Source organism: Herminiimonas sp. (genome assembly GCF_030655415.1).
In genome coordinates, this window is the sequence record NZ_JAURVN010000004.1 from 189,620 (window position 1) to 204,193 (window position 14,574).

A 14,574-nucleotide genomic window follows, 5' to 3' on the forward strand; every position below is an offset into this window, starting at 1 on the left:
CTCCTGTCACATGACCTTGTTACGATACGCCCGTGCTCTCAAAAAGAGCCGCATTTAGCACCATACAAAAGGGTTGCTACTACCGGCGCTGGCGGTCGGGAAACATACCAGCACCAAATAAACATAGCGAACACAAGTCACCATTGATCGCTTTATCACTGCGGTTTGCCTAGCGCATCAGCTTGCGCAAACCGCATGCTGAATTGGGTTCTCCAGTGCATTTCTTCCATTACCTGGCAACTCTCAACTCGTAAATAACAGCATGTCATACGACATCAAGGCTGTCCGAGCGTAGTACAAAAAAATAGCCGGGAATTAATCCCGGCTATTTTTATTTCAGTAATCACTTAGTAAATTTTTACTCAGTTTTTTACTAAAATAATTAAACGACTTTCAGCGTAATGCTAGGCAGTTTTTCAATATACCCTTCCATCACATCGCCACGCACCACTGGCCCAACATTTTCTGGCGTACCCGAATAAATGATATCGCCAGGGAACAACTCAAACGCTTTCGACAGATTGCTGATTTGTTCTGCAACAGACCAGATCATGTTTTTCAAATCCGAAGTTTGCTTGACCTGACCATTTACCTTCAACCAGATTTTGCCTTCAGTGAAATTGCCGATGCTGGCAACCGGATGTATTGGTCCAATAGGAGCGGACATATCGAAGCTCTTGCCGATTTCCCAAGGCTTTTCTTCCTTCTTCATCGCGGCCTGCAAATCACGACGCGTCATATCCAGACCAACTGCATAACCATAGACATGCTGCAACGCAGTTTCGACAGGAATGTTTTTTCCGCCCTTGTTGATTGCCGCGACGAGTTCGATCTCGTAGTGATAATTTTTCGTCAGGGTTGGATAAGGATGATCGACAGTTTTTCCTGGCGGAACATATTGAATAGAATCGCTAGGCTTTTGGAAAAAGAATGGTGGTTCACGCGTTGGGTCCGAACCCATTTCACGTGCATGCGCCGCGTAATTACGGCCTATGCAATAAATGCGGCGTACCGGAAACCGATCAGTAGTTCCCACGATAGGAATCGATGGTTGTGCTATGGAGAAAATGGCTGGTTCGCTCCCGCCACTGCGCGACGATGCACAACCAGTCACCGCACCCATCGTTAACAAACCAGCAGCTTGAAGCATTCCGCGTCTACTAATGTCAGTCATGTTGTCTCCTTGTATTTTAATTAGTCATGGAAAGTAAACGAACCATCAGGCTATTGACGGCTCCGCCAAACTTTCCATCACTAGAATATAACGATGAAAGATAGCGCGTGCAATCACGCAAATTGCATAATGCTTTTGTGTAAGCTTCTCGTAAGGAATTTATTTCTAGTGCACAAAAAAACGGAGCGATTAAATCGCTCCGTTTTTATGTAACTTCATTTTGAATGGGCCGTGTCTTATAAAAAATTGGCCATCAACACATCAATACGTTGCCAGCACATTGATAAAGAAGCCACGACTGCGATACGACAAGTCCGTCAAGTCATCCGAATAATCGGTAAAGTTGTAACCAACACCAGCCTTGATGCCTTTGTCAAAGTGACGATACAAACCGACCAGTGCACCGGCCTTGGCATCTTGCGCTTCAGTCGCACGCAGATTACGCAACTCAACCAATGCATCCCACTCTTTAACCAGATGGAAATCGGCGCGCAAGATCATCAAATCTGCACGACTTGAGAACCATTGACCACCTGCGACCGGCATTTTCAACTCACCAATACGGAATGCGTATTTACCGCCGACTGACAACCATGGTGTGACGTCATAAATAGTATCTACCGAAAACACCTGGCTACGTTGTGCGTAATCAGCGTTGAATCCGGAAGGCGTTACCTGCCCTGCGGTCGGCACATTATCCAGCTTGGTGTACTTGAACAAGGTGTTCCATCTATCATTGTCGACCGGACGGTACGCGCTACCCAATACAAACTCGGTGTAGTCGCCATCAACAAATGCGCCCTGCGTATTGCTGTTGCGTGCCAGGTTGAATTTGCTCAATATGCGCCATGATTCATCGACTTGGTAACCCAAGGTATTGCGCATCAGCCAGGTTGTATTTTTACCCGAGATATTGCTTTCGTCGTTGCGATACTCAACGTTGCCGCCGTACTTGAGTCCACTTTTTTTGTAGCCGACCGAACCGCCGATTGCGCGACGTTCCAGATCACCTGCAAACGGATCGGAGACCGTACCGTATTCAAACTTGCCGCCGAAATTCCAGCGATCGTTCGGCGACCAGTCTGCACCAAATGCCTGCGTCAGACTTTGCGGACCAGCGCCATTTGCAGCGCGGCCTTCACCAAAGATACGCAACTGATCCGACACGCGAGTGCTGGCGCCAGATACCAATGTGCCTTGGCGTCCGCGATAAGCGACGTTCGGGCTTTCGGTTTCCATTGCATAGGTCAAGTAAGCATTGCTGCGATCCGACAAACGATAGTCAGCACCGATCTTGCCGCCTATGCCTTGATTGCCATCGGACGCTTCACCGATCAATTTGACGCGTTCGGTCAATTGAATCGTGCCGCCCAAACCTACGCGATTATTTGGATCGCGCGTATCGTCGCGTTCCACTGTGCCTTGTACATAACCGTACGCATCCCAGTCTTCCTTCTCGCCCGGCTTGCCATCTTTGCGCTCCGGTTTGTAGTCGAGACGTACTTGCGCATCGGTACGTGCACCGACTTGCGATAGCAACGGACTGTTGTTGGCAATGACGTTACTGCGATCATCGGCACGTGCACCGACGGCAACTTCCCATTCCGGTGTAATGGCCTGACGTACCGCTACTTCGACGTTATCGACATCCTGATAATCGCCATCGCGCTGATCGGCTTTGACCAACAAACGTGTGCCCTCTCTGAGTTCAACATCAGCGGCCACACCTTGCTGTTTTACCGCTTCGCCGTTAAAGCCGATTTGTCCTGGTGCGGAATAACCTGCATCCTTGTTCTGCACATAAGAAGTGATGCGACCCTTCATGCTGTCGGTAACTTCAGACAGATCGACCGCACCTTCTATCCGTTGTGCGCCAGCGCTTTGAATGCCGCCGTTGTTCAAGGAATTGAAACCGAAGCCACCGGTAATCGAGGTCTGCGTATCCGTGCCGGTACCGTTCGAACGTGCCGCTTCAAACTTGACCCATGTGCCCGGTTTATAACGCAAAGTACCGTCGAACCCTTTCAAGGTCTGACTCGCGCCATCTTCACCTTGGTGGTAACTGCTGATACCAAGTTGAACATGGTCGTTAATCCATTGACTGGCGCGCAGGCCCGTCGACAGATTGCTGACTTCAATCACACCAGGTGCATATTCATACGTCGTCACAAGGAACAGCGGATTGCCGCTCAATGCCGATGTTGAAATCAGACTCGAGGTGCCGCCTGTCATCGATAATGGCGACTGCAGCAAGATGCGGCCTTGCAGATAATTGATTTCGTAATCCTGTGCCGGAGCCAGTTCACGACGTTCGATCACCATCTGCGAATTCTTGTCACGCACCTCGATCCAGACACGTTCTGAACCTTGCGTGATATCCAGGTGACGCAGGTAATACAGTGAACCGCCAGTACCACGGAATTCTTCACGTGCACCCAATGTGCCTGGATCAGCAACGAAGGCATCGATCTGCGTTTGCTTTTCACCATAGGTGGTTGCATCTTCAGAACGATGGCGCAATTGCGCACCGTACAAACCACGCGAATATTGCATCAGCTCGGTGCCGCTCCACGTGGTTTGGAAATTACCCCACATCACATGCGAATCACCTTTTTGCAATTTGACGAAGAACTTGCCTTGCGTTGGGGCGTCATCGACCGTGGTGCTGTCATCGCCGTAGACTGGGTAATACAGGTTTGGATCGATGCTGCGCAATAGATATTTCGGATCTTTGGCAGAGAAGTTTTTAAACATATCGCCCACTGCTTGCTCGCGTGTATCCGCAGCCGCAGTCAGCAAATATTCGCCCTTGATCTTGCCCTTCAGGTAGAACGCGGCGCGACCATCGACAAATACTTTATCGTCGTAGTGATCGGTATCGCCGGTCACCAATTGAGCCGGGCCCGAGACATTATTCTTGCCGACGGTGAGGTCGCCCAAAGCCAGATAGAACCAGTCATCCGCTGCGATATTCAAGTTGCGGCGGAATGTCGTTGCGCGTCCATCCTCTTCTGTCAACGTCACTTCGACAAACTGTGGACCGGCCGGCATGATCTGCTTCATCGCAAATTTACCTTGTGCATCAATCGGCAATTCCATACCCAATGCTTGAATACTTTGTCCCGGTTTGAGATTGCTGCCATTGACTGTAACGGTGCCGCCGGTGACAGGAATATTGCGCAGCGCAAGGCTGTTTTCGCCATAGCCGGTCAAGCGTTCGCGTTCAAGCTTGTCTTGATCTGCATTGACGGGCATGGCGCGATTAAGCAAATTCAAAGGCTTCAAACTGGTTTCATCGAAGCGCCCTTTTGCATCGTAAACACGCAATAGATAGAACACTTGATCGTCGTCAGTCTTTGCCGGCGCAGTCCAGCTGGTGACGCCGGTCCAAGATACTGGCAAGATTTCAGCCGGTGTTTCCTGCGTTTTTTGACCTGTGCGGAACAAGCGCAACTCCGCCTTTTTGATCCACGGAATATAGTTGGACCACGCGCGGAATTCGACAGTCTCACCTTTGACAGCAGCATTCGGGGTCGCCCAGATATTCATCGTAGGCGCAATTGCCAGGCTATCGTAACGCACCTGAATGTCCGCCTTCTCCAGCGCGACGTCGGTACAACGTTGTGCGTCGGCTTCGTTCGGATTGACGGAGGCATTGATAGGCTCGCCATCGATCGTGATGCGGAATGGCACATCCGATTGACCGATGGATTGCGGGGCACATTTAGCCGCACGCGCAGGCGCAACGACTACCGGTACAGGATTGAACCAGACTTGCAATTCAACTCGACGATTGCGCGACATACCTTCCGGTGTCGCGTTCGATGCGATAGGACGACTTTCGCCATTACCTTCTATCGAATACGTAATCGCCGGATTGTTCAACAGTTGCTTCAAGTACGCGGTAACCGATAAAGCGCGCGCTTCCGACAAACCCTGATTGTCCTTGAACAGTCGTTTGGCGTTTGGTGACAGACGCTGGTTGTCGGTATGGCCCACAACCGCAATCCGCATACCGGAAATCGCACCTTGTTTTGCGATGATTTCTTTCGCAAGCGCTTCAATCGATGCTTTGGCGGCAGGCGTTAAATCTGCCTTGCCGGAAACGAACAGGCTCAGCCCTTTCGCTTCTTGCAAAGACTTGCTGACATCTGATGCCGCAGTCGGCGTCTGCGTAGCTCTGGCACGCATAGCCGTCGCTTCTTCACGCGTCACGCCGGACGGCATTGGATAGGCAATCGCCGGTTGTACTTCTGTCGGTGCCGGCACCGAAAATATATCAATGCGGCCGTTGTCTATACGCTTGCCGCTGACTTCTGTCACGGCCCATGCCGATGAGCCGGCGAACAACATGCTTACCGCTAATGCGATGGTGTGTGGACGGAGATTCATTGTGCAGCCTCCATCTCGGTTTCAATCATCAGCGGAACAAGTGGTTCGCTCTCCTCGGTATCCTTCTGTCGTTTTGCGTGCCACAAGCTTTGCATTCGCTTACTCACCGCATCTATTCTCTGCTTGGCCAGGTCGGCCGATTCTGTACCGCGCCGGTATGCAATACGCAAGACCGATGGGCGCGCTTGTAGCTGCTCAGGCAATTTTTCCAACTCCGAAAGATAAGACGCTTGCAGTTCTTTACTGTCGCCGATGAATGCCGCGCCGGAAAGATCCAGGCGAATCACGCGGTGCACAGTCGCGCCGAAATTAAGTTTGACCATCTTGCCGCGCGTCACACGAACGTCGCGCGGGTTCTCAGTAGTGACGCGATAACCGGATGGCAGCGTGCGTTCGTCCAGCTTCATGACAAAGTTGGAGCCGCGATCCGCATTGGGAATCGCTGCACACGCAACGTGGAAACGACCATCCTGATCGCTGGTCACCAGCAGACCGCGCGCAGTAGCGATACGTACATTCGCAATGCCGGGTTCGCCTTGATCCTGATAACCGTTGGCGTTCTTGTCATCGAATACCTTGCCGATGATGTCGGAGCAATCGAAGGTCGGATCCGGCACTACGCGCACGGTTGCCGAAGCTGTATTCGACACTTGCGAATTGCCAATGCTGTTAATCGCAGAGACGCGATTCACGTATTCACCTTCCGATACGCCGGTACCAACGACCAACAACATGCGCCATGTTTTGCGCTCACCTGCGTTAAAGGTCTGGTTCGGCCATGTCAAATTGCGGCCTGTGACCTGTGGCTCAACTTGCGCACCGTTCAATGTTGCAGAACCAGTGCGATAGCGGAAGCCCGCTGGAATCGTGTCGACCACGTTGATGTTGCTCAACACAGCATTCAAGGTATTGGTCGCGGTAATCGTGTACGGCACTAGGTCACTCCGCACGACATTGACCAATGGCGTGCTCTTCGTCATCAAGATCGCGCCACCAAGAATCGGATCAAGCGGAATGTGGTTGTTACCAACAATTGCCGATCTGGTTGGTCCCGGTGTATTACTGAAATTGAAGCTGAAGTAATAAGGTGTGCTGCCTTGATTTGCCGACAAGCCTCCACTTGTCGTGGCACATGCAGCAGGATTTTGCTGAGGCACCGCTGTTGTTGGCGCGGTGACACCTGTTTGTACCAGTGCCGGATTCGGCGTTGGTGAAACTTGCAAACCATTTGAGCAAACCGGAAGCATGTTCGACGGCGACGGCAAATATCCAGCTGGATAAGTCGAAACAGCAATCGTATAAGTCCCACTTGGCGCGGACGAATTCAGCGGGAACTGATACAGACCATCCGGACCGGTAGTGAAATTTGCAGTACCGCCGACCACATCCGTAGCTGGATTAAACCCAGCCGGGCCGCTGATCGTCAATGTCGCGCCACTAACAGGCTGACGTGTAATCGCGTCATACACCACACCAGTCGCACCACCGCGCGGTTCTTCAGCAAAATTGTTACCGCTTGAAGAAGTATTAGGCGGCAATACGATGCCACTGATTTTGCTTGGTGCTACCGCTGGAGTCGTCGCCACACCAGGCGTACCACCCGGTACCGCACCCGCAGTCGTAATACCGTTTGCTGTACCGGCCGGCTGCGTCGGTTCAAGTATCGAATATGTACCTGGCAATAGATTGTCGAAACGATAGTTACCATCGACATCTGTTTGCGTCGTTGCGACTACAACATTTGTCGCATTCAACAATTGAATGGTGACGCCGGCCAGAGGTGTATCAACACCACTTTCAAATGTGCCATTAGGCGTTGCGTTATTGTCCTTAAAGACTTGTCCAGAAATCGACGAGGCAGCGACTTCAGCAAAATTGTTATTGATAGAGCCGGAAATTTCACCGCTACCATTTGCATTCAACAGGATGTTGGTGATCTGACTACGAGTCGCGCTTGGGTTAGCTGCTACGCCTGGCGTTCCTGTGCTGCCATTGACTGATTGAATAGAACCAGCAGTCGTGATGCCGTTACTGGTTCCAACAGGTTGTACTGCCTGGCAAACGGAATAACTACCTGCGGCCAGATCGGCGAACAAATAATTACCGACTGCATCGGTAGTCGCTGTTGCCAGCAAAGGGCCGCTGCAATTGGCTCCGCCGCGCAACTCGACCGGTGTGTTGACTATCGGTGTGTCAACGCCACTTTCAAACGAACCGTTTGGAACGAGATTATTGTCTTTGAATATTTTGCCGCTGACATAGCCGCGTGTGCTGATAGACAAAGGTGCATTTGCCGGCAATGGGTTATTACCCAAATTGGTTTGCAAGGCGCCAGCAGGAATATTGTTGTTGTATGCGCCAGCGGTAATGCCGGTGACATCGACTTCAATCATACAGCCTGTCAGTGCCGGGATCGTGGCACCGCTGTTCAGACGCACAGTTGTCGCACCAGGCGCTGCAACAACAGCAGCTATCCCGCCACCACAAGTAGTTGCTATTGCAGGGGTCGCAGCGACCCTGATCTGACCTGGAGCAACTGGCAAAACGTCATCCAGATTTGCTGTCAGGTTCATTGCCGAACTGTTTTCGTTCGTCAGGAATATCGTCAAGCGTGATGTGCCATTAGGTGGAATCACTACTGGCGAAAACTGTTTATTCACCGCAGGTGGAGTCGACACAATCAGGCGCGCGCTAGTCGGCAACTCATTGGAAATACCTTCGTTGGTCGTCACTGCACCAGCTGCAATGGTATTGGTATATGTCCCTGAGATATTGCTCAAGACATTGACCGTCACGTCACACACATTGTTTGGCGGCGTCATAGAGCCGCCGGTAACGCGAATGCTGGTAGCCGAGGCATTGGCAATCACAGTGGCGCCTACGCAAGTCGTACTTGCCGCTGGCGTAGGTGCCACTACCAATCCCGACGGTAAAGCGTCGGTCACATTCAAGCCCGTTAGCGGTGTAACGTTGTTGTTTTCAAACCGTAGGGTAAGCACAGCAACTGCACCGGGAGCCTTGTTGTCGATACCTGTTGTGAATGCAGTGGGCGCGATCGGCGCTGGCGTATCCAGCGTAAGCAGACTGAATGCCTTATGCACAGTCAATGGTGCTTTCGCACGCAAGGTGTCGCTAGTAGGAGCAGGATTATTGACGGTAGCACCACCTATGGTCGCGCTCAGACCGCCGACAGGAATTGTATTTACGTAATCGCCTGCAGACGCAACCAACACATCAATTTCTACTTCACAACTTGCCGGCACGCCGGCTGCCGCGGCGGGCAATGCACCACCCGTCAACACAATTTGGTGGCTACCGCCGACTACCGACGGTGTGATTGTTCCACCACAGCTGGAAGTTGGATTTGGATTAGCCGGTACAGTGACCGTCGCAGGTAATACGTCAGTGAAGCTGACATTGGTCGCAGGTTGTGAAGTCGGATTATGAATAGTGACGTTCAGACGGGAACGCTCACCAGGTTTCACAACATTCGGAGTGAACTTTTTAACGATACCAATATTGCTGCTCGCAGCCAGACTGGTCGATGCAGGTGCGGCGTTGGTTAGACCTTGATCGGTATGCAATGCGCCAGCGGGAATGATATTGGTAACGCCACCCGCGACTGTCGATGTGACATTGACGGTGATCTCGCAATTGGTACTTGCTGCCAGCGTTGCTATGCTTAAGCTGACCGACCGAGAACCGGGAAGCGCAATCACATTGCCACCAGGGCATGTCGTGCTTGCCTGCGGGTTCGACGTAATTTCCCAACCGTTCTCAGCTGTACCAGAGGTGCCGTCAACGGTAAAGTAATCCGTCACGCCCATATTGGTGACAGCTTGAGTACCGTTGTTGATATCAATCGTCAGCTTGCTGACTTGCCCCGGAAAAGTCAGACTTGCTGGGTTGGTAGATTTGAGAATCGTGAGATTGGTGGATGCACTGCGGATCAGAGTTGCATTCACCGCAGTGACATTACGCACGCCACCATCAGCAGATACATTCCCAGGCGGTATGGAATTGACCCAGTTCGTCGCACCTGTAGCAATGACATCAAACAACAAAGCGCAGTTACCGCCTCCTTGAATGCTCGCACCCGTCAATGCAATAGAAGCTGCACCAGAAGCGCCGCTGATGACGGGCGCACCAGCACAGGTCGTATACGCATTTGGCGGCGTTGCTAAAATCATGCCTGCTGGTAGAGGATCCGTAACACTCACATTCGTCAATGGCAATGCGCTTGAGTTGAGCAGTTGCACGGTTACCGTTGATTTACCGCCAGTAGAGACGCTCGCAGGATTAAAACTTTTGGCTGCGGTTAATGCCGACGTATAGGTCAAGGTAGGAGTATTGGTATTCAAGGGCGGCAATGTGCGCGGCGTAACAGAACCAGCGATCCTTTCGTTACCCCCTACCGTTGCTGTATTGGGATAAACGCCAGCAGGGCCAATCACATCCACTTGAAGCAGGCAGACACCGTCTGCACCAGTTCCGTTATCTGCGCGAGCAGGCACTGTCGCACCGTTCATGCTGATTGATGTAGCGTTCGGTGCCGCAAGAATTGTTGGGGTACCGCAGGTGCTTGCTGCATTTGCTGGCGTAGCAATACGCAGTTGACCGCCACCGGAATTTGCAAGCTGCAACGTGTCTGAAATCGTGACATCAGTCAACGGATTTGCTGACTTGTTGCTGAGGGTAATCGTCATGCGGACGATAGTGCCTTCCGCAAAAGTACTCACGCCAGGCGCAGACTCGGCAAACCGCTTTACTGCTGTCAGAACTGCCGCGTTGCCGGTACCTGTCGTCGGATTTGAAGCACCGCCATTACAAATTGTGGCTCCACCATTGTCATAACAGACGCCGCCCGGGTTGATGACGTTTTGCGTTGATGCACTACCGGATGCTGACGTCATCGCCCACATCGTGATGGTACAAAAACCAGGTGTATTGACACCAGGTCTTCCTGGCACAGTATCAATTACAAACAATGGCGATGCGCTTCCAAGCGGACTCGCAGAATTGACATTGCCGCACGCTGCGGTCACCGATGGTGTGAAATCGATGCCGTTAATTACACCAGTAAGATAGGTCTGGCCTTGGGTAAAAGTATCGGTGACACGCACATTGTTGATAGCGCCTGCACCAAAATTTTGAACGGTGATTCTGTATTGAATCGGATTGCCTGGTGCCACAGCAAGCGGCGTAGATTCTTTTAATACGCGTAAATCATCGGCGACCAGAATAGTCGCGGAGGTCGATTGGCTTAGAATCGCAGGGTTTCCTACGTTTACAGCGCCTTCGGCAAGACTGTTGGTATAGGTAACCGGGACACCGGTCGTTTGAACCCGCCCAGTAAAATTGACAGTGATCGTGCAACTGCCGTTCGCCGGGATCAAACCGTCCGTCATTGAAATACCGACACTGGTTGCAGCCAGCGTCGCGCTGCCGCAGGTATTACTCGCGCCAGTAACTAGTAAGCCTTTCGTACCGTCAGCTCCTCCCATGCCATCGATAGGCGAATCGCTGAAGTTTGCGATGGAAAGAGGCGTATTGCCGCTGTTGGTAAGCGTGATTGTGAAACTACCATTGTTACCACTCGACAGTGAAGATGCATTAAATGCTTTACCCACACGTAGAGGAGAACTAACACGGACTAAAGCAGTTGCATCTGCGCTGGCACTGATACCCAGATCGTTGGTGAAATTGGACGTGCGATCAATACGATTGGTCTGGTCGCCAGTTGTATATGCACCATTTGTTTGATTCGCCTCTACATTGACAGTGAATACACAGTTGCCAGATGCGGGCAAAGTCCCCCCGGTTGCAGTAATGCTAGTTGCACCAACAGCAGGACTAAAAGTCGCGCCGCAGGTTGAATTAGCATTTGCGGGGTTGGCAACTTTAAGAATTCCTACGCCGCCAAGTTGAGGAAAATTATCCGTAAATCCAACATTGGTAATCGCGACAGGATTTGGATTGGTAACTGTGACTGTCAGCACTGTCGACGTGCTACCGAGTACTAAACTTGCGCTCCCAAAAGCTTTACTTATTTGCGGCTGCTGAAACGCGCGGACACCAAAAGTCTGAGTAACAGCGCCACTATTTTCTACAAGCACACCGTTTTCCAGACCGCCAACTGCCTTGTCCGCCAAAGTGTAATCATAGCTAGTACCGGCGCCGTTCGATGTTCCACTCGTTACGACTACACTCACTACGCAACTTCCGTCAGTAGAACCAACTCTGGCAGGAACAACGCCGTTCGCAAGCGTCAATTGCTGAGTACCAGGTATTGCCGTCAGCGTTGCCGCTCCGCAGGATGCCGACAAGGAAGATGACACGATCTTCAAACCGTTAGGCAAAGTACCCGGGAGGCTGTTCGAAAAATTAACACCGTTTAAAGAATTTGTTGAATTGTTCGTCAGCGTTACGATCAGCGTTCTCTGTTCCCCTGGATAAAAAGCTGAGCTGTCGTTTGTCGTTACTGAGGCATTCAATGCGGCAAAAGCAGATAACGGCAATAAGCCGGCAAATACCGAGACTGCTGTCGAGCGTAGAAATGAGCGAAGAGAAAAACGGGCAAACAAGTGGGCGGACGGCATCACGGCTTTATTCACTTTCAATGTCGGACAAACAAAGTTGTTGCAATTTCCTTTGTAAAAAGTTCTTCGACAAAAGATTGCTCGACGGAATATAAGGATTCCGAAATGCATTCGCATTCATAACTTGGTTAACATTTGAAAACGAATTGCAAACACTTTGTGAACGTTTCAAATTGAAAAGCAGACACGCCATGAATTGATTCGCATGCGTAATCGAATCAAATTCATAGGAGAAAGATAAGAATTTTCGACGGAGAAAAATATGAAATGAAATGCAAACAACTGTAAATAAACTCGAGAAGGCCTACGTGCTGAAAAAGTGAACTTAAAAACCGCTATGCGATGTTGTTCGTCACAAAAACAACAGCTTGTTGATTGAGTGCAAGTGAACCAGTGCCGCAGTCATTCGAACTCATATCAAATCAAATGAATTCGTTTGTTGTATTTCACTCATTGACTAACTTGTACTGGCTAGCGAATTAGCGCTGATTCGCTATTAATTTACAAATGTTAACGTTCTTTATCGCAACATCAACCTCGAACTACCTATAATTTTCGCAGTCATCTATTTCCTCGCCAGCAATATCCCAGGTAGAGAAATATTCAGAACTTTCGAAGTACCCACGCGAGGCGGCAAGTGTTAAAAATTATTCCCGGCATGTTGCTGTCAATTTTCGCCAGCTCTTTTGCATGTGCCCAAAATCCGCAGTCAATTCCAAGCAATGTTGAAGTCACTCGCAACGGCCTTATCTACTCGGTATCAGCGAATGAAACCTTGTCGAGCATTTCCCAAAAATTTACCGGTCAAGTAAATCACTGGCGTGCGATTGGTGAGTCCAATCACATCGGCAACGATCGTACGATTCCTATTGGTAAAAAAATCCTGATTCCAAGTCGGCTGTTAACACCGGTCTCGGCGTTTGCAAAGATCAAGAACTTTTTCGGAAAAGTTGTTATTCAATCGAGCGAGGGAAGCAATATCGAAGCGGCGTTAGGGACGTTGCTGAAAGAAGGCGATACCTTGATGACACTGGCAGATGGTTTTATCTCGCTCGCGCTGGAAGACGGCACGCAATTCACGCTCCCCCCAAACAGCACCGTCAGTCTGAAAATGCTGCGGGCGACTTACATCATCAATAGCCCGCGCACAGAACTCTTTCTGCAAAAGGGCCGCGTCAAATCACAAGTCACACCATTTGTGCAGCCAGACAGCCGCTTTGAAGTTCAAAGTCCGCTTGCCGTTTCCGGTGTGCGCGGCACGGTCTTTCGCGTCAACTACGATCAGCAACGCGTATTGAATGAAGTCATAGAAGGCAAGGTTGCCGTCAACTCGGGGGTACAGGCCAAAGCAACAAAGACAGGTCAATTGGTGACGCATGGATATGGCACCGTTGTTGAAAATGGCCGTGTCGGCAAGCCGGTTGCTCTGCTGGCAGTACCAACCATGTCAGATGGATATCAGACCCAACATCGTTTGCCGATTCAATTTGCATTGAGTCATCCAAGCGCCACCTCATTCAGCACGGTCATTTCAACCGACTCTGCCGGTGCAAATAATATTGCTGAAGCCTTCGTTAAAAACAAGGATGGCACAGCCACCGCCAAGCTTGAAAATCTTGAAGATGGTGAGTACTTCGTTCATTACAGCGCGATCGATCAAGCGGGTCTGGAGGGCGTGCCAGGTACGCTACGCTTCCGCGTAGAAGTACGCCCTTTCCCACCTTTTTTGCTTAGTCCCGCTGCAAAATTTCAGAGCAATCATCTAGGCGCAGAAGTTCAAGTGCCTATGCAATGGTCACAAACTGCAGGCGCCTATGGTTACCGTTTGCAAGTTGCCAGTGACCAGACATTCGCATCTACCGTGATCGATAAAACGATAGAACAAGATGTAGCGCAAACCACTGTGCCACTCAAGGTAGGTTCGTATTACTGGCGCGTCGCTACCATCATCAAGAACGGTCCAGCAAACAAGCAAGGTCCTTTTGGCGACGCGAAAAAGCTGGAGCTCTTGCCGGAGTTACCAGCACCAGCGGCCAAGATCGGTGAAGAAGATGTGCATTTCACATGGAGCGCCACACCGGGACAACGGTTCACGTTCCAGATTTCTGAATCGAACACGTTCGACAAATTGTTGAACGACATAGAAACCACGCAATCAGAAGCCAGCATCCCTGCGCCACAAGCCGGCACTTATTACGCGCGCGTACGCAGCATTGACGCGGATGGATTTATTGGTACATTTTCGCCGCCGCAGAAATTTGTCATTCCCGACCGCTGGAGAACCGAATACGGCGGTACCTGGCAATCGATGGACAAGCCTGTAGGCACCGGCTTCTGATTCTCGCGATGACCTCTATTCATCGTTGCTTGCTAACTGTGCACTTACTTAGTACGAGTGTTACCTGCTGC

Annotated in this window: 4 protein-coding genes; 1 reads left to right on the top strand and 3 read right to left on the bottom strand. The window is 50.8% G+C overall.

Going from position 1 to position 14,574, the window contains the following annotated elements; all coding sequences use genetic code 11:
- Positions 1-382: 382 nt before the first annotated feature.
- The 3 genes from Q7T66_RS03545 to Q7T66_RS03555 form a co-directional block, all read right to left on the bottom strand.
- Entirely contained in the window at positions 383-1,174 is a 792-nt protein-coding gene (locus Q7T66_RS03545) for a fumarylacetoacetate hydrolase family protein (RefSeq protein WP_304931920.1), read from the bottom strand.
- A 261-nt stretch (positions 1,175-1,435) separates the two neighbouring features.
- Positions 1,436-5,566 (bottom strand): OmpA family protein, encoded by a 4,131-nt coding sequence (locus tag Q7T66_RS03550; RefSeq protein WP_304931921.1) that lies wholly within the window; start codon positions 5,564-5,566, stop codon positions 1,436-1,438.
- On the bottom strand, positions 5,563-12,165 hold the full coding sequence (locus Q7T66_RS03555) for an SdrD B-like domain-containing protein (protein ID WP_304931922.1): 6,603 nt from the start codon (positions 12,163-12,165) through the stop codon (positions 5,563-5,565). The genes Q7T66_RS03550 and Q7T66_RS03555 overlap by 4 nt, the downstream gene beginning before the upstream one ends.
- Positions 12,166-12,823: 658 nt before the next feature.
- Here Q7T66_RS03555 and Q7T66_RS03560 point away from each other — a divergent pair.
- Positions 12,824-14,503 carry a FecR domain-containing protein gene (locus Q7T66_RS03560; RefSeq protein WP_304932320.1) on the top strand — a complete coding sequence of 560 codons (1,680 nt, stop codon included), beginning with the start codon at positions 12,824-12,826 and terminating at the stop codon, positions 14,501-14,503.
- The last annotated feature ends 71 nt before the right edge of the window (positions 14,504-14,574 follow it).